We start from the raw sequence: 25,869 nt of genomic DNA on the forward strand, positions 1-25,869 counted from the left end.
TATTATTCAACAATATTTTCTATTTTCTTAGGAAAAATCCCCAAAACTTTAAAATATGTACTTTCTAGAATAAGATTTATCCTTAAAAATAGGTATAAGTATAAAAAACATTATTCAAATACAACTTTAAATTTGATTCATTAAATAACGTTATAAATTAAATCGTTAGTCATTTAAAACTGCACAATTACCAGTTTCTAAATCATTTAAATTATAAATGGTGTCTAATACATCAAAGGTATCTTCTAAATTATGTTTAGCTGAATTTCAACCAACTCCATCAGTAAACCAAACAAAGGTGAAATTGGATATTTCTTTTGCTTCTAAAGCTAGATTTTTATAGCTTCTAGCAGTTTCATTAAGTTTAGAACCGCCACTATTATAAAAATTACATTCACAAGCAAATACTTTTTCAGCTTTAATAAAAACAAAATCAAAACGTTTTTCTGTTTTACCATTATTACTTATTTTTGAAAGATCAATGCCAAAAATTTTTTCGATATCACTTTTACACATTTCTTTTCAATAGGTTTTATTTTTTATAAAGCCGGATTTAACCAGATAAGATTCTATGATATTTTCCATAACATCACCTGTTCTATTCTTCCTTGCGTTAGTATCCATTCCAACTTCAACGCCCATTACATAATCAAAAAGATTATTAATTAGATGCTTCGAGATAAGATCAAAAAGACCTGTATTTTCCATAAAATCAGCGTATTCCTCAGCTGAATAATTGGCATTAATAAAATTAAATATTTTTGTGCTTTCAATATCAGTAACTTTAATTTCACATTCTCTTTTAGCAATTAAAATTGGAATTGCTTTTAGTACTTCAGGGTATTGTTTCAACAACGTCAAAAAATCATTTCTAATAGAAGATGAACCAATTAGACTATTCAAAATGTTTAGTTCTATTTTTATAGAATCAGTATTAGTATAAACTTTTTTAAAATCAGTGTAATAATCATAGGTTGCTATGCTATCTCTCATCGTTGACAATCATTCATTAAAATTTCTCATTTTTTATCACTTTTTCATCGAATCGAAATATTTTTGTTTTGATATTTCCAAATAATTAACATTATAATCAATTCAAATATAATTTTTCCAACATCTTAGCATTAAATGGATATAAAATTTAAACTACATTTATTTGTAGACAATTTTTAGACAATAGTTTAGAGTTGAATATTTTTTTGTATTTTTTCATTTTTTAATAGGAAACAAAATTTAAACTGCTTTTATTTCTTTGTAGTTGTTTTCATCTTTCATTAATTGATAATTAAGAGTATGCCTGTTTTTTGTTAGAAGTTATTTGTTTTTAGACTAAAAAATCGTTTCGGAAATTAAACTAATAAAACATTTATGCGCTAAATTTGATACAATATTTGATCTAATTCAAATAATATTGTTTATTATTGAAAAAACTTTTAGTTTTAGGAAAACTCCGATACAATAAATATTATGAAAGACACCGCTAATCTAAATGTAACGTCATCTTTTAAAATTTCTTTGCAAGTCTCTATTCACTTTCTATTTAATTTTTGTTTTATCATGAATTGCTAAAATTTTATCTAAGTCTGTTTTATTAACTGATACTTATTTCCAGAGTAAAATGGGATTTTGATAAAAAATATGTTGGGTAAGCAAAATCATATCAACACTTTTTAAATTATTTTAATAGTTTAAATGATTCGCTATTATAAAGAACAAAAGTATTATTTATAGATAAAAATAAGATTTATTCATAATTAGTAATAATAACCTCCTCTACGTTTCCTCTTTCATCTGCTTTTGAATTAATCATTCTTTTTGCATTTACAATATGAATTTTAAATTTCGAATATAACTCATTAATAAACGCAGTGTTATGATTACTTAGCATAACCTTAACACCTCTACTATCTAGTTCTTTATAAATGTTTGCAAGTCTTTTTTGTTCATTCTTTCCAAAATTATTTTTTGAATATGAAGTAAATGTTTTTTTATTTTCTATTGTGTCATAAGGAGGATCGAAATATACAAAGTCACCTTTTCTGGCTTTCTTAACTGCTTCAGTAAAATCGTCATTTAAAATAGTAATATCATTGTTTGTAAAATATTTTTTCAATGATTTAAAATTATCTTTGTCAAAGACTGTTACTTTTGTTTTTTTTCCTGAAGGAACATTAAATAAACCTTTTGAATTAACTCTATATAAACCATTAAAACAAGCTTTATTTAGATATATCATTCTGGCAGCACGAACATAAATTGGTAGATTTAAAAAATTAGTTTCTCTATCTTTTGAACGAATTTGATAATAATATTCTTCTGAATGATTTTTTTCATGTTTAATTAATTCATTTATCAATTTATTATATAATTTTTCATTTTGAAAACACTTATATGCACAGATTAATTCACTATTAAAATCATTTATAACAGATTTTGTTGGAGCCAAACTTAAGAAAAAAGAGCCACCGCCAACAAATGGTTCATAATAATTGTTAAATTTTCTAGGCATTAATGAATACAACTTATCTAAAAGTTGAGTTTTTCCGCCTGCCCATTTAACAAAAGGGCGGAGTGTCGTTTTATTATCTAAAAGTTTCGATGACTTAACACCTAATGCAATAGATATTCTTTCGATAGTTTCTAGAGTCACATTAATTTTGCCCTGTTCAATTTTTGAAATTTGTGGTCTATCAATTCCGCTTAAGATTGAAAGTTTATCTTGAGACATTCCTTTTTGAATTCTTAATTGTTTAATCTTTTTACCAAATATTTCTTTAAGCATAAAATTACCTTTACCAAATTATATAATAAAAGTATGTTAAATTACACATTATTACTAGAAATAGAATTAAAAGCTATGTCTTTAGATAAAAAAGTTTTTTACGAAAAATCGACAACTAAAACTTCATAGGTTAATAATATAATGCTAATATAATTTGCTGAATATATAAAATAACTACTAATTTTTGCCAATTCCAGCATAAAAAAAGGTTTGAATAGCCTTTATAAGCATATCAAACCATTGTTTTATATGGTGTCAAATACGAGAATCAAACTCGTCCTGCGTTTCCAAGTTGCAATGAAGAAAAAACGAATACGCCTTATTTATAGGTGTATTCGTTTTTTGCGCTTTTAAATTACAATGATAGACCATTAACCGCATATTGAAAATCACTATATATTTTGTTTAATTGCTTATGTTCTGGGTCTAAATTATTCTTGATTTCACTTACAATTTTACCATTGACAGTCTTTGTTGTGATTGTTATAAGTTTCAATGCATCTATAAACATATTCATTGTCAGTTTTTGGATCTCTTCATTATCTTTATAAAACTTCTTTAATTTATAAATGCAATATTTCAAAACAATTAGAGACAAAAAGCATAAAAATACATGAGATTGAATATGCTCGTCTTTATAAACGTATATCGGTCTAACTTCGATTGCTGATTTTAAGCTTCTAAAACTTTCTTCCACTTTTCATTGTCTATTATATATTTCATTGGCTTTTTTTGAATTTAAATTTGTTATGTTCGTTTCAATTATATAAAAGCCATTTTCATTAACCACTTTTTTAATTTTTTCAATATTTAATCTTGCTACTGTTTTACCATCTACATCCATATACTTTTTCTTATATTCAGAAGCCAAAGCACTTAATGGCAATTCACCTTTAATAGACTTTTTTTTCAATTTATTAATAAGATTTTGTCTTTTTATTTTGTCTAAAGTTTGTTTTGAAGGGCTAAAATAGACAAATTGTTTTCTAAATGTATCGCTATCTCTTTTTTTATTTTTGTTTTTAGCTCAAATAGATTAAACGAATCTAGATTTAGTAAAATACTCATTTTCTTGAACAAAGCCTTGTTTATTTACTATAAATGCTTTATCTTCTTTTCCAAGAATATCAATACGTTTCTGAAGTATATATTTATATCCTTTTTGTTCTAAATATCTTAAATTCGCATTTTGACTAATAGTTTTATCAGCAACAATTATTATGTCTTTTGTTTTGTAAATTCTTTGCATTTCGATTAAAAATTTCACAAGAGTTTTAGAATCTGTAGTATTTCCTTTTAAAACTTTATAGTGAAAAGCAATGCCATTATTATCAACTGCCATAACCACAACAATTTGATCTTCATCATGCTTTCCATCTTTAGAAAAAACCTCTTTGTCTCAAAGCATCTCTTGAAAAACTTTGAAAATAAATAGTTGTATTATCAAAATGCATTAATTTTGCGTTTCTAGTTGTCAATTCTTGCATTTTGTTATAAATATTGACTAAAATTGCATTTTTATATTCTAAAAAAGTATCGAAATAGTTATAAATTGAAGATTTTTTTATATCTATCTTATGTAAAAAGTCATTTTTGTTTTTGTATTGACAAATATAACTTCTTGGTTGAATTATTCTTGTTGCAACAATAAATTCCAATACTTCTTCTAAAGATTTGTGTTTAGTTTTCGGTAATCTTTTAAATAAATCTAGTTCTTTAATTACTTTATAAATCAATTCAATACCAACGTTTTTTACATTTGTTTCAACAGATGTCGGGTTAAGCAATTGAAAAAATTTGGTTTTAACTTCAATTTTATCTTTAGAAACAGGGACCAATCTAGCAATTTGTTTTAAATTATCGATGTTTTGTAGAGAATATTTTTCTTTAATTTCTTCTCAATAACCTAATCCAACTAAATTACCAATCCCTTTACCGTATCCTTTTGATATTCCTAATGCAATGTAAATTTCTTTTGGGTTTTTTCTTTTATACAGAATGTAGTTACTCATATTTATATTATAAATTATTATCATTGTAATCATTGTAAAAAATTAAAATAATTAAAAAATGTACTTATATACTATGTATATAAGTAATAAGGTAAAAGGTATAAAAAAGAGCTTCCAACTTGGAAACTCAGGTTAAAAAAACGAAAAATAAAAAAGCCAATAATGGCTTTTTTGAATTATTTTTGTTGGTCTTTTTTTGCTAAACGACGGTTGAATTTTTCAATCATTCCAGTTGATTTTGCCTGTGATCTATTTCCAGTGTAAACTGGGTGGCATTTTGAACAAACATCAATTTTAAATTCTTTTTTGGTTGACTTTAATGTGAATTCATTTTTACATGTTTCACATTTAACAGCAACGCTATAGTATTGTGGGTGAAGATCTTTTTTCATATTATTCCTATTTTGCGTAGAACTCAACCACTAATGCTTCTTTGATATCTTTATGCATTTCAGTTCTTTCAGGAACTCTATCAAAGGTGAATTGAAAATCTTTTCTTGTAACTCAAGCAGATGCTGGTTGCATTTCTAGCGCTTCTTGAACTAATTTTAATTTTCTTGATGTTTCTTTTAATACAACTGTTGTTCCAGTTTTAATTTGCATTGAAGGAATGTTTGCTTTTTTACCATCGATTGTAAAATGACCATGATTTACTAGCTGTCTTGCTTGTCTTCTTGTGGTAGCAAAACCAGCTCTGTAAACTAAATTATCTAATCTACTTTCAAGTAATTGAAGTAAAACAGTACCGGTAATTTCTTTTGATTTAACAGCTTTTTTATAAGTTTTTAGGAGTTGTTTTTCTGAAACTCCAAAAACTAATTTAACTTTTTGTTTTTCATATAAGTGAAGCCCGTAATCACTAAGCTTTACTCTTTTATTACCGTGTTGACCAGGTGCGTAGGTTCTTTTTCTACCTTTTGAAAATTCTTTATTTGTTTCTAAGATAGAGTAACCAAAACGACGTGATTTTTTAAACAAAGGTCCTGTGTAACGTGACATTGTTTCCTCTTTTCTGCATAAAAGAGTAAGACTGCTTCCTAGGGTTAATATTTACTCAATGATTTCAAATTACAGCTTTTTATACTTTCAATTTGCATTAAAGCATGTAAATATTAATTTCCTAGTAGTAGCCTGCTGAATTATGCCTATTAATTTTACTAAATTTTATAATTTTAACAGAGTTTTTTATAATAAATAATTTATAATTAATATCTATGTTAAAAGATGCTTTACTAGTATTTCAGTGAATGACAATTATCTCAGTTTTACTGCTTTCATTGCCGCAATTAATTAAAGTTGTTAAAGAAAAAGAAGCCAAGCACGTTAACTTTTTTTCTTTTTGAGTTGCGCATATTGGAATAGTGCTTTGAGTTATTTATGGGTCACTAAATAAATCAGATACATGAAACGTAATAGCAGCCGATGGATCTTCATTGTTTATCAATGGAGCTGGAATGTATTACCTTCATAAATATGACGTAAATCGTACTAGTAAAAAATTCTTTTGAGCTAATTTTTCTATTTTACTAACTTTTGTGGTGGCCATTGTTTTTGCGGCGCTACATTTTGCAATTAAAGAATTTCGGGTAAGCGATAAAGTCTCTTTAATATTTTCGCTAGTAGCTCCTGCTTTTACTACGCTAGCTTTTATTCCGCAATATATATACTCAATAAGAACCAAACAATGACAAGGCGTTTCATATTGAATGTATGCGCTTTATGTTATAAATAACTTTATTTGAATTTCATATTGATCTTTATTAATTAGAAAAGAACAACTTGATGGTAACTTTGATCTAATTAATTTATATGGTGCTTTAACTTGACAATCTATTTCTTTAGTGTTATTTTCATCTCAACTTACTTTTACTCTTCACGATAGATACTTCAGACAAAAAGATAAATATAGAAAAAAACATGAAAATAATAGCAACTAATAAAAACGCTAAAAGAAATTATGAAATTTTAAAAACCTTTGAAGCAGGAATCAAGCTAGAAGGATGAGAAGTTAAATCAGCTCGGGCATCTAGTGTTGAGCTAAAAAATGCATATTGCAGTATTTATAAAGATGAAGTGTTTTTAAAAGAGTCTTACTTTAAAAAATATATGCTTCTTAAAGTTGAAGAAACCAAAAATCGCAAGCTTCTATTACACAAAAAAGAAATTTTAAAAATAAAACAAGAACTTCAAAAAAATTTAAGTTTAATTCCAACTAAAATTTATTTTAATTCTAATTCACTTATCAAAGTAGAGCTAGCTTTAGGTCGCGGGCTTAAAAAATACGACAAAAGAGAAAAACTTAAAAAAGAAGAAGTAGAAAAAAAATTAAAAAAAATATTAAAATTCTAAATATGGGGATGTACCGGATTCGCCATATTTAGAGAAAATTACATTGCAGTAGTTTGGCAGACTATAATGCCACTAGGCTTTCTTAAACGGAAACAAACAATCACAAGTAGAAGAAGTAACTCAAGAGTTTTCTCCTTCTTTATACACATTTAATTCAAATCTAGCATACGCATAGTTTTTGCATCTAGTTGTTTTATTATTTGCCTTAGTAATAAAATAGGTTTAAAGGCTCGCATTAAGTAATTAATTTAGGCTGCTTAATGTTAAATATTTTCCTAAATAAAAGTTAATTCACTATTGCTTATTATTTAACTTAATAAGCTAAACTGTAGACGTGTAATTGGATTTAAGTGTGCACAGGGGTTCAACTCCCCTCATCTCCACCATATGTTTTTCACCAATAAAAAAAATTATGCCCTTTCAAAAAGCATAATTTTTTTTATTGGTTTTTTCGCTTTGGAATTAGTGGCGCATCTGGCTTTGTTTCGCTCATAAAATACCAAGTTATTGGGGCTATTATTGTAAAAATAATAGTAAGAGAAAATCATAATCAAGGCGCTAGATTATGATTAGTAAAATCTTCTAGAAGCGAGATTATAATCAAAAGCATTGTAAAAAAGAAATATCCAAATCCTCAAATAAAACCAAATTGCATTGCAATTTTTTCTGATGTATTTTCAGGTATTTCATGAGGATTATTTAAAAATACTCCTTGAATTCCTCATAGCAATAGTCCTGCAAAAAAACCAAGAACTAAAAACGGAATAGAAACGCTTCATGGAATTATATTTTTATTAATTGCATTTTTATCTAAATTAGGTCCTACTAAAAAAATAAAACAAAGTATCGAAATAATTCATAGCAATATTCCAATTAATAAAATGGTAATAATAAAAGGCTTTCTTCTAGCGTTTAACCTATTTCAAAGCCCAACTGTATAAGGAGCTAAAATAATAGCACCATTAAATAAAATAAGTCAAAGAGCAATGATCGGTAGCGCTAGCGCTCTTATTTCTTTAATCGAAACGTCTTTGTGATTATAAATTTGTAAAACTAAATTAGGTAGCTGATCTCTAATTGTTACAAATGGAAGAGTTACGGCAATAAGTCATGATCCATAAAAAATCGCTCATTTATAAGTTGATTTTTTGCGAAGAAACATTTTAATAGTTGGTCTTTGGTAATCTAGTCCTTTAGCAACTAATTCCTTTAAATGTTTTTCTTTTAAAGAAATTACATAAGATCTATATAAATCAAATCTTTGTCCTAATATTAAATATAAAATCAAAGGTATTAAATATAGCGATGAACTTATCAGTAATATAAGCTGCCAGTGGCTTCTTACTACCTTTGCGCTTTCGATATTAAAAGCGAAAGGAACTAAAACTATAATAGCTCCTATCGGATATCCTCAAGTTGAAAATGATGAAAGCATTCCTTTGGTTTTCTGCTTAAAATAAGCGGTAACCAATGGCTGAAATAAAATCATTAAAGTAGATCCACCAATTGCAAAAATGGTTCTAAAAATAACAAAAAGCGCATAGCTAGGCATATATGGTGCAGGAATAGCAAATAAACACAAACTAAGCGCAATTACAACTGAGTTTTTGTGAGTAAATTTAACTATCATTCAGCCTATTAAAATAGAACCAAATCCTCTGCCCAAAGTGATGGCTCAATTGGTGGCTTGAACTTCAAAAGAGCTAGGCTTGTCGCCATCTTTAAAAAAAGAGCTAAGAATTCCAGGATCGTTTCCACCTTGTCCATTAAGACCGGTTACAAATCCTCAATTAACGACAAATAATGCGTATGAAAATATCAGTAGCGATCACATTATAAATCCAAGTTTTATATTTAGATTTTTATCAATTAATTGTGTCGGCAATAATAATTCTTTAACTCTTTTATAAAGCCTCATATATTTTAATTATACTATAAAAATAAAAAAGACTTTTTTATAAGTCTTCTTTATAGCTTTAATTATTTTTAAGTTTTTTGTTTTTGTAGTATTTTCTAGTTGCAAAATAAAATACATAACCAAGCAGAGTAAATCCTGAATATGAAACTAAGGTTATAGTATTGCTTGCGCTTCATTTTTCATTAGCTATAACTGGGAAAATATAAACCGCTAAAACTACAATAATTGCAATTGAAGCTAAAACGTAAATTATTTTTTCTCAAAGTGGAATTTTAGTAATTCTTTTTTTATGTTCAAGAATAAATGCAATTATAAAGGTTAATAAATATTGCACTAAAAATGGAATGGTTCCAATGTTTACTACTTGTGATAAATATGAAGATGGCTCTTCATAACCGTTAGCTTTTAAAACTAAAGGTATTACATAAAAAATTACTAAAGAAAATATGGTAATAGCAGTTGAAAATCAAATTGCATTTTTAAATTCATTTTTTGAATTTGTCTTAGCAAGTGATACTGGCAGAAATTTATCTTCAGCCATTGGAGCTACGCTACGAGCAACAGTAACAGTTCCTGAAATTTTAGATGAAACTTGTTGGAAGAATATTCCTACCGCAAAAAATACGGCACCAGATAATCCTCATACAGCTGAGAAAATGTTTCTAATTTGATCTATTTTTTGTCCATTGTATTCAGTTTTAATTCCTAGTAGTATTAAGTAAAACACCACGTAGAATACAAAAATAAATACAAATGAATACATAAGAATTTTTCTAAAGCTTTTAGCTTTAACGTCTTTAGAAATTGCAGAAACTCCTTCAATTCCTCCATATGCATACATAAAGGTAAGAACTGATGATATAACTAAATAAAAACTAATTTTTTCTTCATCGCTTTTAGTTAAGGTTAGATTGCTTGAGTAAATATTTCCTTGAGAAATTAGATATACTCCTAAAATTAGTGAGAATAATAAAATTAATCACTTTACAGAAGCAGCCGCTAGAACTACTCACCTGTTGATTCTAAGTCCAAAAGTAGTAATTAAAATTAAAATAATATAAACTAAAAATGAAACACCTCTAATAATATTAATAGTTACTTCATTGCTAGTTCCATCGCTATTTCTAAAAAATGGTTCTAATATAGCAACTAAAAATATAGGTGAAGTAGCCGATAAAATTGGCCCTTGAATAAATTGCGTTCAACCGGTAAAAAAAGTTAAATGCTTATAAACTTGGTGGCTTTTTTTAGTTCCTAAAACTCTATTGCCCTTCGAATCGATTTCATACATTAAATCTTTTGAATAGGCATAAGATCCACCATAGGTTTCTTTATAGGTATCTGAAAGCCGGCTAAATACTAGCAGCACACCAAAGGCGATAAAGCTAGCTGCAGCAAGCACTACAAAACCATAAACTTTCTTTTCTAATACATTAAAAATTGTTGCAATAAATCCAAATCCGACAACAAAGTTTATTGTAAAAAATGCAAAATATTTTGCAGATAAATATTTTTTGTTTTTAGATATCATTGCTTAAATTATTTTTTTCCAAGTAAAAAGAACATATTCTTTTTATAAACTTCAACTCCAGGTTGATTAAATGGATTAACTCCAAGAAGATAAGCGCTCATGGTAACGGCACGCATGAAGAACATAAATAGCGCTCCTAAAGTTTCTTCACTAAAGTCTTTAAATAGCATAGAAATATTTGGAACATTTCCTTCATCGCTATGTGCTTCCATAGTTGCATTAAATGCCACGTTATTAACTTCAGAAAGTTTTTTATCTGATAGATAATTAAGCTTATCATAGTCGATTACATTGTCTTTAAATGTAATATCATAAGCTGGATTTTCTAAAGTTAATACAGTTTCAAATAAAATTTTAGGTCCATCTTGAATCATTTGGCCTAGTGAGTGTAAATCAGTTGAAAATATCGCTGATGATGGTCAAAGACCTTTTCCGTCTTTACCTTCACTTTCGGCAAAGAGTTGTTTTCATCATTCGGCAAAGTATCTTAGTTTTGGTTCATAAGATACAAAAATTTCAACTGCGTATTTCTTTTCTTTATGTAAATAGTGTCTTGCAACGGCATATTTATAGGCAGCGTTTTCCATAACATTTTCGCTAAATAATTCTTTATTCATCTGGCGTGCGCCTTCTAGAACTTTTTTAGCGTCAATTCCAGCACATAAGAAAGGAAATAGTCCTACTGCAGTTAGAACTGAAAACCTTCCTCCTACGTCATCTGGAATTACAAATTTGGTGTATTTTTTAGCAGTAGCTAGTTCAAATAAAACTCCTTTTTGTTTATCAGTGGTAGCTACTATATATTCTCATGGATTAACTTCTTTTTGTTCTAATAGGTTTCTAAATTCTCTAAAGGCAATAGATGGCTCTAGAGTTGTTCCTGATTTAGAAATAACATTAATTGCAAACTTTTTATCTTTAACGTAGTTTAGCTTTGCAACTAAAGTTTCAGCTGAAATATCATTTCCGGCAAAAACTAGTTCCATTTGTGGTTTTTTAATTGAATATTTACCAAAGATAAATTCATATCCGGTTTTTGCTCCTAGATATGATCCACCGATTCCAATAACTACAACAACTTCAACTTTATCTTTAAGTCATTGCGCTACCTTTTCTTCCATTTTGGCATATTCTTCTTTGTTGTAATCGCTAGCTAAATTAAGTCAACCAAGTCAGTCTTTTTCTTCTACTGATTTGCTTTTAACAGCATTGTGAATTTGACTTACTTGCTTTTGATAACTTTCAAAAGGCACTACTTGATTTTTTAACTTAAAATCTAGTTTTAAATAACTTGAACTCATAGTTGCTATTATACAAAAAAATAAAAAAAATAGCCATTAAAATAGCTATTTTTTCGTTTTTTCAAATTTTTAGATTATTCTTCGCTGTATTCAAAGTCATCTTCACCAAAAGATTCATCTTCGAATTCATCACTAGTTTCTAAGTGATACATAGTATCGTCATCTAGGTTTTCGAATTCTTCTTCTGAGATAGTGTTTTCTTTTAAATAATCGAATTCTTCTTCGATGTTTTCATCGGTGATTTCTTCTAGTTTTAGCTCTGGAGTTGAATCGTATTTATTAGGGAAGTAACTTGAAAATTCTTTAAGGTTATATTTTCCATTTTCTTCGAAATTGGAATTAGTTCCGGCTGGAATTTTATATCCAATAATGATATTTTCTTTTAGTCCTTCTAAATTATCAGTTCTTTTTGCAATAGAGGCATCAACTAAAATTTTTGCAGTTTCTTGGTATGATGCTGCCGCTAGTCATGAATCACTTAGTAGCGGAGTTTGTTTTGCTCCTTTAATTTTTACCACACCATAGGCAGGTTTTTTACCTTGTGAAAGTAGAATTCCATTTTCTTTTTGGTATACAAAAGTATCCACTAGAGATCCTGAGTAGAAACTTGAATCTCCTGGATCGATTATTGAAATTTTTGAAAGCATTTGACGAATAATAATTTCAATATATTTATCGGCAATTGCAATTCCCTGAAGACGGTATAGTTTTTGAACTTCTTTAAGAATATAGTTTTGAACCGCTCTGGTATCTACTGATTCAAGCAGCTCGTTTAGCACGATAGGTCCTTCTGAAAGTTTTTGTCCAGCAACAACTTCATCACCTTGTTTTACACGAAGTCTTTGACTTGATTTAACTAAGTATTGATGAGTTTGTTTGTTTCCATCTTCATCAAAGTATTCAACTGAAATGTTAAATTGACCGCTTTCTTTACCTTTTTTATTCTTTTGGGTTTCGATCTTTTTAACTTTACCGTAGTGTCTTGAAATTTCAGCAGGAGTTCCTCATGGTTGGTCATATGCATCGATAAGTTCGATTAAACGACCAAATCCACCGGTTATATCTTCTCCACCTGCAACCCCTCCGGTATGGAAGGTACGCATGGTTAGCTGAGTTCCAGGCTCACCTATACTTTGCGCGGCTATAACTCCAACGGCTTCTCCAATATTTACTATTCTATTGGTTGCTAAATCTTTACCGTAGCATTTTTTACATAATCCATTTCTTGTATGACATGATAAAACAGATCTAATTTCTACTTTGGTAATTCCTTTAACTACAATTTCACTAGCTATTTCTGGAGTTATTAATTCGCTTTCTTTAACTATTAATTTTCCGTTTTGATCATAAATTGGAACTGCGGTAAATCTACCTTCGATTCTTTCTTGAAGTGATTCGATAATGGTGTTAGTTTTGGTGTCTTTAATGTCTTTAACTACAAAACCATAGTCACTTCCACAGTCTTCTTCGCGGATTACAACACCTTGAGCAACTTCAACTAAACGACGGGTTAAGTATCCTGACTTAGCGGTATTAAGCGCGGTATCGGTTAGCCCTTTTCTAGCCCCGTGGGTTGATGAATAGAATTCATAAGCGGTTAGTCCATCTAAAAATGATGATTTAACTGGAATTTCAACTATCGATCTAACAACACGATCGTTTTCAGCATCGGCTTTAAGAATTTTGGTGTTGTTATTCATCAGTCCACGCATACCAGCTAGCTGAGTGAAGTTTGAATAAGTTCCACGAGCTCCTGATGAAAGCATCATAAATAGCGGGTTATCTAAGTTAGAATCAACTACTTTTTTAAGTTCTTTTTCAATTGATTCTTTAACGTCTGATCATTTTTTAATTGTTAAGGTATATCTTTCGTCATCGGTTAGATATCCTTTTTTGAAGTAATCTTTTAAAGTTTCAGTTTCTTCTTCAGCTTTTTTAATTCTTTCTTTAGTAGTTTTTGAAGTTACAATGTCATTCATTGAAATTGTAATTCCAGATTTAGTTGAGAATTTAAATCCTAAATCTTTAATTACATCTAAAACAGTAGAAACATAATTTGAATATCTAAATCAAACTCTTTCTAAAAGCTTTGTGTAATGTTTTAACTCTCAATATTGGTGGTTAAAAATAGATTCTTCATCTTTGGCAAAATATTGATCTTGGATTTTAAGAAATTCTTCTTTAATTAAACGCACAAGAAGTTCTAGATGAATTCTATTATCTTCTAGTTTGTTTCCGTTAAAGTCTTTAAGCTCAGAGCATAGCTCGTGAAGCTTATCTAGCTGAGTTTTATCAATTTTATTAATTACTTGTGAAATATCTTCAATATTTACAATCGGAACGTATTTTTCGTAAATGTTTCTAACGATTTTAGCGATTTCTTTTTTATTTAATGGAAGATTAACATCTGCTTCTTTAATTTTAGCTGTGAAGTTATCTCCATAGTTAAATACGTATCTTTTAATGTCATGCTCAGAAGTATCGATTTTAGTTTTAAGGCTAACTACTTCTTCGCCATGCTCGTTGGTGCTTGTTAATTTTTCAGTAACTCTTTTTCCAAAAACAAAATCAAAATCTCTAGGAAAGGCGTTGTTTAATATAAATTTACCAACGGTTGAATAAATATAAGGAGCATCTGTTTTTTGAAGAATGCTAATTTTTTTAAGAGCGCTAACAGGAAGCACTACTCTAGTTGCTAGATTAATGTATTTGTTTTCATAAGCTAGCATCATTTCGTTAAATGAAGGATAGAATTTACCTTCATTTTTTTGGTTAGCTTTTTCAATTGTTAAATAATATAGACCTAAAATAATATCTTGAGATGGGTTAATAATAGGCTCTCCATCTTTAGGCCCCAAAATATTTTTAGAAGCTAGCATTAATTCTTGCGCTTCTCTAACGGCGGCTTTAGAAATAGGAACGTGAACAGCCATTTGGTCCCCATCGAAGTCAGCGTTAAAAGCTGTTGTAACTAGAGGGTGAATTTTAATAGCTTTTCCTCTAATTAAAACAGGTTGAAAGGCTTGAATAGAAAGCCTATGAAGTGTAGGAGCACGGTTTAGTAAAACAGGACGATTTTCTAAAACTTGCTCTACATAAGGTCAAATGATAGGATTAAGTGAGTCTACTAATTTTTTAGCAGCTTTCACTGAATTAATTCCTTCTTCTTCCTTCATTATTCTATTGATAATTCAAGGCTCAAAAAGCTTAGCGGCCATATCCCTAGGAATTCCCACTTGATACATTTTTAAATGAGGCCCAACCACAATAACACTTCTACCTGAATAGTCAACACGTTTTCCTAAAAGGTTTTGTCTGAAACGACCTTTTTTACCAACAAGAGCATCTGAAATAGATTTAAAAGGGTGACCATCTTTTGAAGTAACTGGCCCTGGTTTTTTACGTGAGTTATCAATTAGTGCGTCAACGGCTTCTTGAAGCATACGGAATTCATTTTGCTTAATTAAAACAGGAGCATCTGATTCGTATCATTTTTCAAGACGGTTATTTCTAATAATAATTCTACGGTATAACTCATTGATATCACTAGTTGAGTGTCTTCCACCATCTAGTTGAACTAAAGGACGTAAATCTGCTGGAATAACAGGAAGATTGTAAATTAAAAGATTCTCAGGTTTTTGTCCTGATTTTAAAAATGATTTAATAATTGCTAAACGTTTGTAAAGCTTATTTCTTTTAAGAGCTTCAGATGATGAAATTTCATATTTATTTTGATCGTTAATGGTATCGATTTCATCTTGAATTTCTTTAGATTCTTTCTCTAGATCAATATTTTTAAGTAAATATTCAATAGCTTTAGAACCGGTTCCTATTTTTGCTTGAGAATATTCTTCAATGATTTCGTTGTATTCATAGAAGTCAATTCCATAGTCTTGACCGGTTTTTGAAGCGGCATATTCTTTTAGATCATTTAGTGTATCTAAAATTTCTTCGTAGCCATCTTTATTATCTTTATTGAACTCTAGAATTTCTTCTAAAGCGCCAGCGTAAATATCGGCAGCGTCGTTAATATCGATTATGGTATTTTTTTGTAGTGATTTTAATCCACCGGTTTCTAGCACGATATGTGATTTATAGTAAATAATTTTTTCTAAATCACTTTTGGTAACTGGTTTATTGCTTCCGGCTACTTTGAGTCCTAATAATTTTGAAATAGTAGAGTGGTTAATTTTAAAGAATCAAAAGTGCACTACAGGATTATTTAGTGCAATATGACCCATTCTGCTTCTTCTTGAAATTTTAGGAAGAATTTTTGGTTGAATTTTTTCACAAGATGTAGTTCTTTTACAAATTGTATTTTCGTCACTTTTTTTGTATTTTGTAAAGCAAATAGGACATTTAAAATCAGTAACTGGTCCGAAAATTATTTCATCAAAAAGACCATCTTTTTCTGGTTTATAGGTTTTATAGTTTATAGTTTCAGGTTTTGAAACAACACCATTTGATCATGATAAAACATCTTCATTAGTAGCTAGTGATAATGAAATTTGTTTAATTTTTTTTACGTTATTTTTTGAAAATGTATTACTCATGTTCTACTCCTAAATGATCAAAGTGTTGAATTAATTCGTCGCTATTGCTTTCAGTTTCGGTAATTCCTAGCTTCATAAGAAGACCTTTAAGCTCGTTGCTTAAAACGTTAAATGACTCAGGCATTCCAGGGTTAGGAATAGCACTATCATTAACTAGCGCTTTATAAACTAAATTTCTTGAATAAATATCATCTGATTTATAGGTAAGAATTTCTTGCAAGATATTTGAAGCTCCATAAGATTCAAGCGCTCATGTTTCCATTTCCCCAAATCTTTGTCCACCATTTTGACTCTTTCCTCCAAGAGGTTGTTGAGTAATAAGTGAATATGGCCCAACGCTACGAGCATGCATTTTATCATCAACCATGTGGTTAAGTTTAAGCATGTAAATAACTCCAACAGAAATTGGATTGTCAAATTTTTCACCAGTAATAGGATCAATTACTACTTGTTTTCCTGATTTATCAAGATTTGCTTCTTGAAGCAGATCTTCTATGGTTTCTTTTTTAATACCATCAAAAGAAGGAGTTACGAATTTTGTGCCTAATTTTTTAGCAGCCATTCCAAGGTGCATTTCTAAAACTTGACCGATGTTCATACGAGAAGGAACACCTTGAGGATTTAGCATAATATCAAGCGGTGTTCCATCTTCTAAGTGAGGCATATCTTCTTCTGGAAGAATAATTGAAATAACCCCTTTGTTTCCGTGACGACCTGCCATTTTATCACCGACTTTAATTTTTCTTTTTTGGGCGATATATACTTTAATAATTGAATCAAGTCCGTCTTCTAAAATATCACCATTTTCACGGCTTAAAACCTCAACGTGAATTACAGTTCCGTTGTGTCCGTTTTTAACTTTTAAAGAAGTGTCTTTATAGTTTTGTGGTCTTTGGTTGAAAATTGCATTAAGAAGTTTTTCTTCTTGAGATGGATTTTCTTCTCCCTTAGGAGAAATTCTTCCTACTAATACATCGCCAGCTACTACTTCTGATCCGACTTTAATAATTCCAAATTCATCAAGGTTTCTCATTGAGTATTTTGAAACGTTTGGAATATCACGAGTCATGATATCTTCACTTGATTTTGAAATTCTAAATTGAATGGTTTGCTCTTCGATATAAATCGATGTTAAAACATCATCTTTAACAAGACGCTCGTTAATAATAATCGCATCCTCGAAGTTATATCCATTTCATGTTGTAAATCCAACTAGAAGGTTTTTCCCTAGCGCCATTTCTCCATCTTTAAATGAAGATCCATCAACTAATAAATCACCTTCTTTAACGTGGTCTCCTACTTTAACAATAGGTTTTTGTTGAATAATTGTTCCTTGGTTAGATTTTTCAAAGTTTTTAAGATTATATGTATCGATTTTTTTAGCGGTTCTAACTTGAATTTTAGTTCCATCCACGTAAATTACTTCACCATCGTTATTAGCTACGATGTTATATGAACTAAATTTAGCAATATCAGCTTCTATACCGGTGGCTACTAGCGGAGCTTCTGCTTCAATTAAAGGAACTGCTTGACGTTGCATGTTTGATCCCATAAGTGCACGGTTAGCATCGTTGTTTTCTAAAAATGGAATTGCAGCAGCAGCAACGGATACTATTTGTTTAGAAGAAACCTCTAAAAAGTCAATATCTTTTGGTGAACCAATGATATAGTTATAGTCTTTTTTAATGGTAATTTGTTCATCAATGATTTCATTTTTATCATTAACATGAACTGAAGATTGAGCAAAAGCATAACCGATTTCTTCGTATGATGTTAGATATCTAACGTCATTGTAATCTACTACTCCATCGTTAACTTTATAGTATGGAGTTTGTAAAAATCCAAGCTCATTTACGGTTGAATAAATGGCGTAGTTTAAAATCAGACCTATGTTGGGTCCTTCAGGAGTTTCAATTGGACAAATTCTTCCATAGTGAGTTGAATGCACGTCACGAACTTCAAATTGTGCAGTGTCACGATTTAGTCCACCAGGCCCTAGGGATGTAACTCTACGTTTATTTGAAATTTCAGCTAAAGGATTAATTTGATCCATGAATTGAGCTAGTTTTGAAGTGTTGAAAAATGTCTTCATTTGGTTAGTTATAAGCTTATTATTTGTAACATTTTTCGCGGTAATTTTATCTGGCTCTTTAGCACCCATTCTTTCACGAGTTGCTTTTTCTAATTTTAATAAAGCAATTCTTAATTCACCTTCAAGAAGCTCTCCTACTGATACGATTCTCTTATTCATAAGTGAATCTGGATCATCATCTTGACCAATTCCTACGGTTAGATTTAAATAGTAGCTAATTGCAGCGATGATATCTGATAGCAATAGATGCTCTTCAGTAGCTTTAGGATCGTTTCCTATAACTTCAGAAGGAGTCACGTTTGCGTCCATTGCACGCTTAGTTGGTCAGATTTTAATTCTGGCAATATTAATTCTTTTATTTAGTGATTTATTGTCTTTATTAATTTTGTAGTAAACATCATCAGGGTTGATATTTGGAATTTTTTCTAAATGAAGATTGCTTTTATTATCTTTAGCTTTAGCTTCGAATGATTCTTGAATTTCCTTAGCAATTTCATAAGTAACGTAGGTTCCTACGTCAAAGGTATTTCCTAAATGCGATACTACTTTTTGAGCTAAATAAGTATTGGTAATTCTTTCCACAAGAGAAAGTTTGTTATTTAGCATGTAACGACCGGTTTTTGATAGGTTGTAACGTTTTTTATCAAAAAGCATTCCTGAAAGAAGTGATCTTTTAGACTCTTCTGAGATTCTATCTCCTTTACGGATGATTCTAAAGATTTTTTCCTGACAAAGATCCATGATTTCTTGTCTAGAAAATTCGGTGATATCGATTGTTTTATTTTTTCTAATGGTTTCTTCTAGAACTTCGTTTTTACCAAAAAGGTAACGAATATCGTCGGCTAAAAGACCAAAAGATGCTAGAAAGGTAACGATATTAATATTTTTATTTTTATCGATTTTAATCTTAATAGCATCTAAATTAGCAGAGGTAACTTTATGTGAAACTTCAATTCATGATCCAATTCTTGGAAGAATTTCAAGTTTGTTAAATAAGTCTTCTGATTGTTTGTTTCTAACAGAAACTCCAAAGTATGCACCAGGAGAACGAATCAACTGACTTACTATAACTTTTTCACTACCGTTAATGATAAAACTTCCAGAAGAAGTAATGTATGGAATTTCTCCTAAAAGAATTTTTTCTTTTTTAACAACTCCAGTTTGTGAAACAACTTTTTTAAGTGTTATATAAACTTTCATGCTAAAGTTTGTTTTTTTAGCTTTACAGGTTTTAATTTGAAGATTTTCGTGTTCTGCTTTTTTGAATGGAAGCTCGAATTTAACACTTTTTTTCTCGTATTCAAGGCTAGCTTCTTTATTTGAAGCTTCAATTGGATAAATTTCATTTAAAAGTTCTTCAATTTTTTTGTTGATAAAATCTTGGTAACTTTTTTTGCTTGTAGCTAAAATATCTCCAACTGGTAGAGAGTGCTTGGTAATTGAATAATCACGTCTTTCTGTGATTGGGCCAAATTTACGAAGCTTATAATTTTTTTTGTCTTTTTGCATTATAAAAACACCTCTGACTATTTCTAGGATATAAATAAAAAATTTTGCCAAAATATATAAAATTTATAAAAATCAGCAAAGTTAAATAATTTTAACATAAAAAATAAAAAATTTTTTATAAAAAATACAAAAAAATTAAAATTGAAAAATAATTCAATTTTAAGAGAATTTTTTGTTTATTTTAAATTAAGCATTAGATCCGAAAAATCGGTAGCTTTCAGTGAGGCACCACCTACTAAAAAACCATCAATATCTTCTTGGCTGCTAAGCTCAAAAATGTTTTTAGCATTAACGCTTCCACCATATTGAACTACGGTTTGCTTTGAAGTTAATTCTTTGATATACTTACAAACATCTTGTGCGATTTGAGCGGTGGCTACTTTTCCAGTACCAATGGCTCAAATAGGTTCATATGCAACTATTACTTTAGTTACGTCAAGGTCTTTTAGTGAAGCTGCAAGTTGGGCTTTAACTACTTCTTTGGTTTTGCCAGCTAGGTATTCTTCTAAAGTCTCACCTACGCATACTATCGGTGTTAAATTTTTCTCTAAAGCAAGTCTTGCTTTTTTATTTACGTTTTCATCGGTTTCAGCGTGGTATTGTCTTTGTTCTGAATGTCCTAAAATAACGTAGCTTACATTTAAATCAAGAAGCATATCAGCTGAAACTTCACCAGTATATGCTCCTTTTTCATAAAATGACATATTTTGAGCTGCTAGTTTTAAATTTAAATCATTATCTTTTAAAGCAGCTAAATTTGTAAAAGGTGTTGCTACTGCAAAGGTAGCTTTTTGATTGTAAGTTTTAGAATTTAAAGAATATAAACTTTGAAATTCTTTTAAAAATTCTTTAGTAGTTGAAAAAGTTGAATTCATTTTTCAATTACCAACGATTAATTTTTTATTCATCTATTTTAAAGTCCTTATATTTAATAATTTTAATAAATAAATTAAGAAAAAAATTAGGAATTTCCAAATTATGTGCAAATTTTTATTTTTTTAATTTTATTATCGATGACAAACAAAAATCGCGGCATGTTTCTTGAAACTATAATTAATAAAAGCATTTCTTTCTTTTGAGAAAATAACCTAGCTTTCATTGAAAAGAAAGGTCTTCCTATAACGTTTGCAAGCGTTAAAAAAAAAATAATAAATTCATATTAGAAAATTCGATTATTTCACGCAAAAGCACGGTCGATTATATCGGAATGCTTAATGGGAAATTCATCTGCTTTGAAGCTAAGACTTCAAACGAAGATAAATTTATTTTAAAAAATATTAAGCAGCACCAATTAGAATATTTGATCTTGATGCAAAGCCATGGAGCTATTGCTTTTTTTGTGTTTTATTTTTCCAAGCAAAACGAATTTTACAAAGTCGATCCGATGTATATAGATAGCGAACTTAAGAAAAATAAAAAATCTCTTCATTTTGAAGAGCTTAAAGAAAATTCTATAAAAATTGAATTGAATTTTCCAGGAGTGTTGAATTTATTGCAATAATTATTCGTTAACAACGTCTGTTAAATATTTTGATGGTTTGTATTTAACAACTTTTTTAGCAGCAACTACTTGTTCTTTACCAGTGAAGTGATTTTTAATTGTTCTTTCTGCTCTTGTAGCAACATCAAAGATACCAAGATTTGAAAGTTGAACTTTTTCACCAGCTACAAGTTGTTCTTGCAGAACATAAACGAAACCGTCGAAAACTCTATTTAATTCTCCAACTGTAAGTCCAGTTTTGTCTGAAACTGCTTTAATAAATTCAGTTTTTGTCATAAGTCTCCTATTAATCAAAATGCTTATTGAATATAAAGCTGCAAAAATTATACAATCTTTTCCAAAAATAAAGCTATAAAAAAGTTTTTTATGTCTGTAAATTAGGTATAAAATATAATATAATAAATTACTAAAAATGCAGAAAAATAAAATTAAAACTTTTTCAATAATAGCTCATATCGATCATGGTAAATCTACTTTAGCTGATCGTATTTTAGAATTAACCAATACGGTTTCTAAAAGAGAGCTAACTAATCAATTTCTTGATTCAATGGAACTGGAAAAGGAAAGAGGAATTAGCATTAAATTAAATGCAGTTCAGCTTAAATATAAAGATTATATTTTTCAGTTAATCGACACTCCTGGACATGTTGATTTTACCTACGAGGTTTCAAGGTCTCTTGCCGCTTCTGAAGGAGCGCTTTTAATAGTAGACGCCACTCAAGGAATTCAAGCACAAACTTTAGCTAACGTTTATTTAGCGATAGAAAACAAACTTGAAATAATTCCAGTAATTAATAAAGTAGATCTTCCAAGCGCCGATGTTGATAGAGTAAAACAAGAAATTGAAGATGTAATTGGAATTCCAACCAATAATGCAATTGAAGTATCAGCTAAAACTGGTTTTGGAGTAGATAAACTCCTTGATGCCATTGTTGAATACGTGCCATCACCACTTGATGCTGATGATTCAAAGCCACTAAAGGCTTTAATTTTTGATAGTTACTTTGATCCTTATAGAGGTGTTGTGCTTCTTATAAGAATTAAAGAAGGAAAATTAAAAGTTGGTGATAAATTCATGTTTATGTCACGTAAACATGATGAAAGTAATACTTACCATGTAATTGAACTTGGAGTTAAAAATCCAAGTGAAACCAAAAAAGAATTTTTAGAATCTGGTGAAGTTGGATGAGTATCAGCTGCTATTAGAGACGCTAAAGAAATTAGCGTTGGAGATACAATAACTCATATTGATAATCCAGCCAAAGAAGCACTCCCTGGTTATAAAAAAATTAAGGCAGTGGTATTTACCGGATTTTATCCAATCGATACTAAAGACTATGTTCAGCTAAAAGAGAGTCTTGAGAAAATTTCTTTAAGTGATTCTTCAATTGTTTGAGAACAAGAAACTTCTAAAGCTTTAGGTTTTGGATTTAGAGTTGGTTTTTTAGGTCTTCTTCATATGGAAATTTTGCAAGAAAGACTTGATAGAGAATATAACGTTGGAATTATTGCAACAGCTCCTTCTGTTGAATATAAAATTTTTAAAACCAATGGTGAAATTGAATTTGTATCAAATCCAACAATGATGCCAGATAGAAGTACCATTGAAAAAATTGAAGAGCCTTACATTGAAGCTACCGTATTTATTCCAAATGAATACATTGGAAATTTAATGGAACTTTGTCAAAGTAAACGTGGTATTTATATTAGCCTAGAAGCTTTAGATGACAAGCGTTCTAAAATTGTCTACGAGCTTCCGCTATCAGAAACCATACTAGATTTCTTTGACAAGATGAAATCATATACAAAAGGATTTGCTTCTTTTGAATATGAATTAATTGGATATAAAGAATCTGATTTAGTAAAAGTTGACATTTTACTAAACGGAGAAAAAGTTGATGCTTTTTCGATTATTGCTCATAAAGATAAAGCATATGAGCATGCTAGAGAATTATGTATTAAACTAAAAGATGAAATTCCAAGACAAAACTTTGAAATTCCAGTTCAAGCTACAATTGGTGGAAAAATAATTGCTCGTGAAACCATTAAAGCTTATAGAAAAGACGTTACCGCTAAGTTATACGGAGGTGATGTCACTAGAAGACAAAAGCTTCTTAAAAAACAAAAAGCCGGAAAAAAACGTATGAAAAAAATTGGAAGCATTGAAGTTCCACAAGAAGCATTTTTAAATATTTTAAAAACCAATACTGATCAAAAAAATAAAAAATAATTATTCACTAAATAATAAATTAGCGCTTTGGCGATAAGCTTTAATAAGCCCGCCTGAACCTAATTTTATGCCACCGTAAAATCTAACAATAACAATCAATAGGTTGTTTTTGTTTTTTAATTTTAAAAGTTCATAGATAGGTTTACCGGCTGTATTTTTAGGTTCTTTATCATCAGAGAAACCAATTATTTCTGTGTTATTTTTATTGTAAATAAAGCCATAAACAACATGGCTTGCTTTTTTATTTTTAATTTTAAAATTATTAATAATTGATTTAACTTCAGCATTTACATTTTCAATTTTCATATGCGATAAATCAATTAAATATGAAACAAAACGAGATTTTTTTACAATTAATTCTTTTGTAATAAACACTTAAAAATTATAGCAATATAATCTTATAAAATAAAAACATGCAAAAAGAAATTAGAAACATTAAGCTTGTCGAAATCAATGGCACAGAAATGAAATTTGAACTAAAAGAAGACGCCAAAGCTGGCGATTATTTTATTTTAAATAAAAGCCTTGATCAAAATGAGCATGAAAAAATTGCATCGTTTGTTTTAGAGTTTAAAAATAATCTAGATAAGAAAACAAAAGAACAATGAGAAAACGAATTCGAAGAAACAATTGAAAATAACGTACGCTTTGTTAGAAAATATCAACAAAAAGAAAAAGAACTATTAAAAGAATTTGCTCAAAAATTTGAAAGTGAAATCGAAAAAGTAAAGGGTCAAATTGAAGCTAGTTATAAAAATAAAGAAAAGGAAATTTTTCTTGAAATTGATAACTTAAAAAAATCTAAAAAATATTTAGAAGATCAAATCTTTCAAGAAAAAGAAAAATTTCAAAACGATATTTTTAATGCAAGAAAATTAGCGCTTTCAGAAGCTCAAAAAGAAGCAGAGGAAAAATTAAAACAACTAAAAGAGCAAAACGAAAAATTCAATGACATTTTAAAGCAAGAAAATCAAACAAATCAAAATCTTAATAAACAAATTATCACATTAAATGATGAAATCAAAAAAATGAATGCATCATTTTTAATAAGACAAAATGAGCTTATGAATAAAATTGAAAAAGAGAAAAAAGCTTTAAGTGACGATTTAATAAAACAAAAAAATGAAGAAATAAATAAATTAAATCAAAAGAATAGTGAATTTAATAACGAATTAAAAAACCAAATTGAATTACTTAAAAGCGAAAATAAAAACCTTGAAAGTGAAAATAAAAAACTTGAAGGTTATATCGATGGTTTTAAAGATCAAAGAAGAATTTTTACTGCAAATGTAAAACAAGCCGGTGAAGAATATGAAATGTGAGTTAATAATATTCTTTCTAAAAAATATTCATTTGATCAACTAACCGAAGTTAAAAAAGCAACTAAAGTTATGGAAAAAGATGACGGTTCAAAGGGAAAGCCAGACTTTTATGTTACTTATAACAATAGTGGAATTAATAACAAAAAACAAATGATTGGTAAGGTTGTAATTGAGGTTAAATCTTTAGTTAAAAATACCGGTCAAAAAAATGAAAAATTCCTTAAAAAACTTGAAGAAGAAAGAAAGAAAAGTAATAGTGATTTTGCAATTTTAGTTACTGAGTTAGAACCTGAAAAAACTTTTTTTATTGAAAAAGATAAAAATATTGAATACCGTAATATTTTTATAGTTAGAGATCAATTTTTAGAATTAGTTTTAGATATTATTCACGAATTTATTAAGAAAAAAGCAGAAGTAAATAAACTTCAAAAAGTATTCAAAGATAAAAAAATAATTATTGAAGAATTTGAAAAATTTAAAGAAAACATGCTTAATAATTCGCTAAAACATATTGAGTCAAATTTAGAAATAATTCTAAAAAAAGCAAGTGATATTTCTAAAGCTTCTAAAGCGATGCAAGATTCAATTAATATAATTTTAAATACTCACCTATCAACTGTTAGAAATAAAATAATAAGCTACGATATTTTGAAAGTAACCAATAACATCGAACAAGCTCAAAGACTTCAAGACTTTACCTACGAGGAAGAAGATCCGCAATTAGAATTAGAATTCAAAGACGAAACCCAAGAAGAGTAAATTTAAAAAA

General features: G+C 29.0%; 18 protein-coding genes, 1 other RNA gene and 1 pseudogene. 7 read left to right on the forward strand and 13 right to left on the reverse strand.

The features are described 5' to 3' along the window. Window positions 1-165: 165 nt before the first annotated feature. The 5 genes and pseudogenes from VY93_RS02580 to rpsD all read right to left on the reverse strand — a co-directional run bounded on the left by VY93_RS02580 (window position 166) and on the right by rpsD (window position 5,793). Window positions 166-993: a type II restriction endonuclease gene (locus VY93_RS02580; RefSeq protein ID WP_020002749.1), complete on the reverse strand. Its 828-nt coding sequence runs from the start codon at window positions 991-993 to the stop codon at window positions 166-168. Between the two features lie 751 nt (window positions 994-1,744). Then, complete coding sequence (locus tag VY93_RS02585; RefSeq protein ID WP_020002750.1) at window positions 1,745-2,782, reverse strand: Dam family site-specific DNA-(adenine-N6)-methyltransferase; 1,038 nt, start codon at window positions 2,780-2,782, stop codon at window positions 1,745-1,747. 355 nt (window positions 2,783-3,137) lie between these two features. Beyond that, window positions 3,138-4,827, reverse strand: a pseudogene (locus tag VY93_RS04040) (IS1634 family transposase). 143 nt (window positions 4,828-4,970) lie between these two features. Continuing rightward, window positions 4,971-5,186, reverse strand: coding sequence for a 50S ribosomal protein L31 (rpmE, locus tag VY93_RS02605; RefSeq protein ID WP_011283615.1), 216 nt, complete (start codon window positions 5,184-5,186; stop codon window positions 4,971-4,973). A gap of 7 nt (window positions 5,187-5,193) precedes the next feature. Further along, window positions 5,194-5,793 carry a 30S ribosomal protein S4 gene (gene rpsD, locus VY93_RS02610; protein ID WP_020003001.1) on the reverse strand — a complete coding sequence of 200 codons (600 nt, stop codon included), beginning with the start codon at window positions 5,791-5,793 and terminating at the stop codon, window positions 5,194-5,196. A 215-nt stretch (window positions 5,794-6,008) separates the two neighbouring features. Between rpsD and VY93_RS02615 the strand changes: the two genes are divergently transcribed. The 3 genes from VY93_RS02615 to ssrA all read left to right on the forward strand — a co-directional run bounded on the left by VY93_RS02615 (window position 6,009) and on the right by ssrA (window position 7,529). After that, complete coding sequence (locus tag VY93_RS02615; RefSeq protein ID WP_020003002.1) at window positions 6,009-6,731, forward strand: PQ-loop domain-containing transporter; 723 nt, start codon at window positions 6,009-6,011, stop codon at window positions 6,729-6,731. Next, window positions 6,712-7,143, forward strand: coding sequence for an SsrA-binding protein (smpB, locus tag VY93_RS02620; RefSeq protein WP_011283618.1), 432 nt, complete (start codon window positions 6,712-6,714; stop codon window positions 7,141-7,143). Before VY93_RS02615 ends, smpB begins: the two co-directional genes overlap by 20 nt. Window positions 7,144-7,147: 4 nt before the next feature. After that, window positions 7,148-7,529, forward strand: a transfer-messenger RNA (tmRNA) gene (ssrA, locus tag VY93_RS04045). A 53-nt stretch (window positions 7,530-7,582) separates the two neighbouring features. Here ssrA and VY93_RS02625 read toward each other — a convergent pair. The 6 genes from VY93_RS02625 to tpiA all read right to left on the reverse strand — a co-directional run bounded on the left by VY93_RS02625 (window position 7,583) and on the right by tpiA (window position 20,955). Further along, a complete protein-coding gene (locus tag VY93_RS02625; RefSeq protein WP_020003003.1) occupies window positions 7,583-9,061 on the reverse strand; it encodes a hexose phosphate transporter in 1,479 nt (492 codons plus the stop codon). 58 nt (window positions 9,062-9,119) lie between these two features. After that, window positions 9,120-10,592 (reverse strand): APC family permease, encoded by a 1,473-nt coding sequence (locus VY93_RS02630; RefSeq protein ID WP_020003004.1) that lies wholly within the window; start codon window positions 10,590-10,592, stop codon window positions 9,120-9,122. 8 nt (window positions 10,593-10,600) lie between these two features. After that, window positions 10,601-11,893 carry a glucose-6-phosphate isomerase gene (locus tag VY93_RS02635; protein WP_020003005.1) on the reverse strand — a complete coding sequence of 431 codons (1,293 nt, stop codon included), beginning with the start codon at window positions 11,891-11,893 and terminating at the stop codon, window positions 10,601-10,603. Window positions 11,894-11,967: 74 nt separating this feature from the next. Then, a complete protein-coding gene (locus VY93_RS02640; RefSeq protein WP_020003006.1) occupies window positions 11,968-16,446 on the reverse strand; it encodes a DNA-directed RNA polymerase subunit beta' in 4,479 nt (1,492 codons plus the stop codon). Beyond that, the gene (gene rpoB / locus VY93_RS02645; RefSeq protein ID WP_026365181.1) at window positions 16,439-20,047 is read right to left on the reverse strand and encodes a DNA-directed RNA polymerase subunit beta; all 3,609 of its coding nucleotides are present in this window, start codon (window positions 20,045-20,047) and stop codon (window positions 16,439-16,441) included. Before rpoB ends, VY93_RS02640 begins: the two co-directional genes overlap by 8 nt. A 176-nt stretch (window positions 20,048-20,223) precedes the next feature. Then, window positions 20,224-20,955, reverse strand: a complete 732-nt coding sequence (gene tpiA / locus VY93_RS02650) for a triose-phosphate isomerase (protein ID WP_011283624.1) — start codon at window positions 20,953-20,955, stop codon at window positions 20,224-20,226. A gap of 126 nt (window positions 20,956-21,081) precedes the next feature. Between tpiA and VY93_RS04625 the strand changes: the two genes are divergently transcribed. Both VY93_RS04625 and VY93_RS04400 read left to right on the forward strand, forming a co-directional pair. Next, window positions 21,082-21,210 (forward strand): Holliday junction resolvase RecU, encoded by a 129-nt coding sequence (locus VY93_RS04625; protein WP_258454466.1) that lies wholly within the window; start codon window positions 21,082-21,084, stop codon window positions 21,208-21,210. A gap of 44 nt (window positions 21,211-21,254) precedes the next feature. After that, complete coding sequence (locus VY93_RS04400; protein WP_258454405.1) at window positions 21,255-21,548, forward strand: Holliday junction resolvase RecU; 294 nt, start codon at window positions 21,255-21,257, stop codon at window positions 21,546-21,548. Here the strand turns inward: VY93_RS04400 and VY93_RS04405 are convergent, their stop codons facing one another. After that, window positions 21,549-22,052, reverse strand: coding sequence for an HU family DNA-binding protein (locus tag VY93_RS04405; protein ID WP_257536090.1), 504 nt, complete (start codon window positions 22,050-22,052; stop codon window positions 21,549-21,551). It abuts the gene before it with no gap. Here VY93_RS04405 and lepA point away from each other — a divergent pair. Then, the gene (gene lepA, locus VY93_RS02665; RefSeq protein ID WP_020003008.1) at window positions 21,961-23,778 is read left to right on the forward strand and encodes a translation elongation factor 4; all 1,818 of its coding nucleotides are present in this window, start codon (window positions 21,961-21,963) and stop codon (window positions 23,776-23,778) included. The two genes, VY93_RS04405 and lepA, sit on opposite strands and share 92 nt — an antisense overlap. On the opposite strand, the gene VY93_RS02670 is transcribed toward lepA, so the two are convergent. Further along, entirely contained in the window at window positions 23,779-24,153 is a 375-nt protein-coding gene (locus tag VY93_RS02670) for a YigZ family protein (RefSeq protein ID WP_020003009.1), read from the reverse strand. Between the two features lie 38 nt (window positions 24,154-24,191). Between VY93_RS02670 and VY93_RS02675 the strand changes: the two genes are divergently transcribed. Continuing rightward, window positions 24,192-25,859, forward strand: a complete 1,668-nt coding sequence (locus tag VY93_RS02675; RefSeq protein ID WP_020003010.1) for a DUF2130 domain-containing protein — start codon at window positions 24,192-24,194, stop codon at window positions 25,857-25,859. Window positions 25,860-25,869 lie beyond the last annotated feature (10 nt).

Source organism: Mycoplasmopsis synoviae ATCC 25204 (assembly GCF_000969765.1).
Lineage (GTDB): Bacteria > Bacillota_I > Bacilli_A > Mycoplasmatales > Metamycoplasmataceae > Mycoplasmopsis > Mycoplasmopsis synoviae.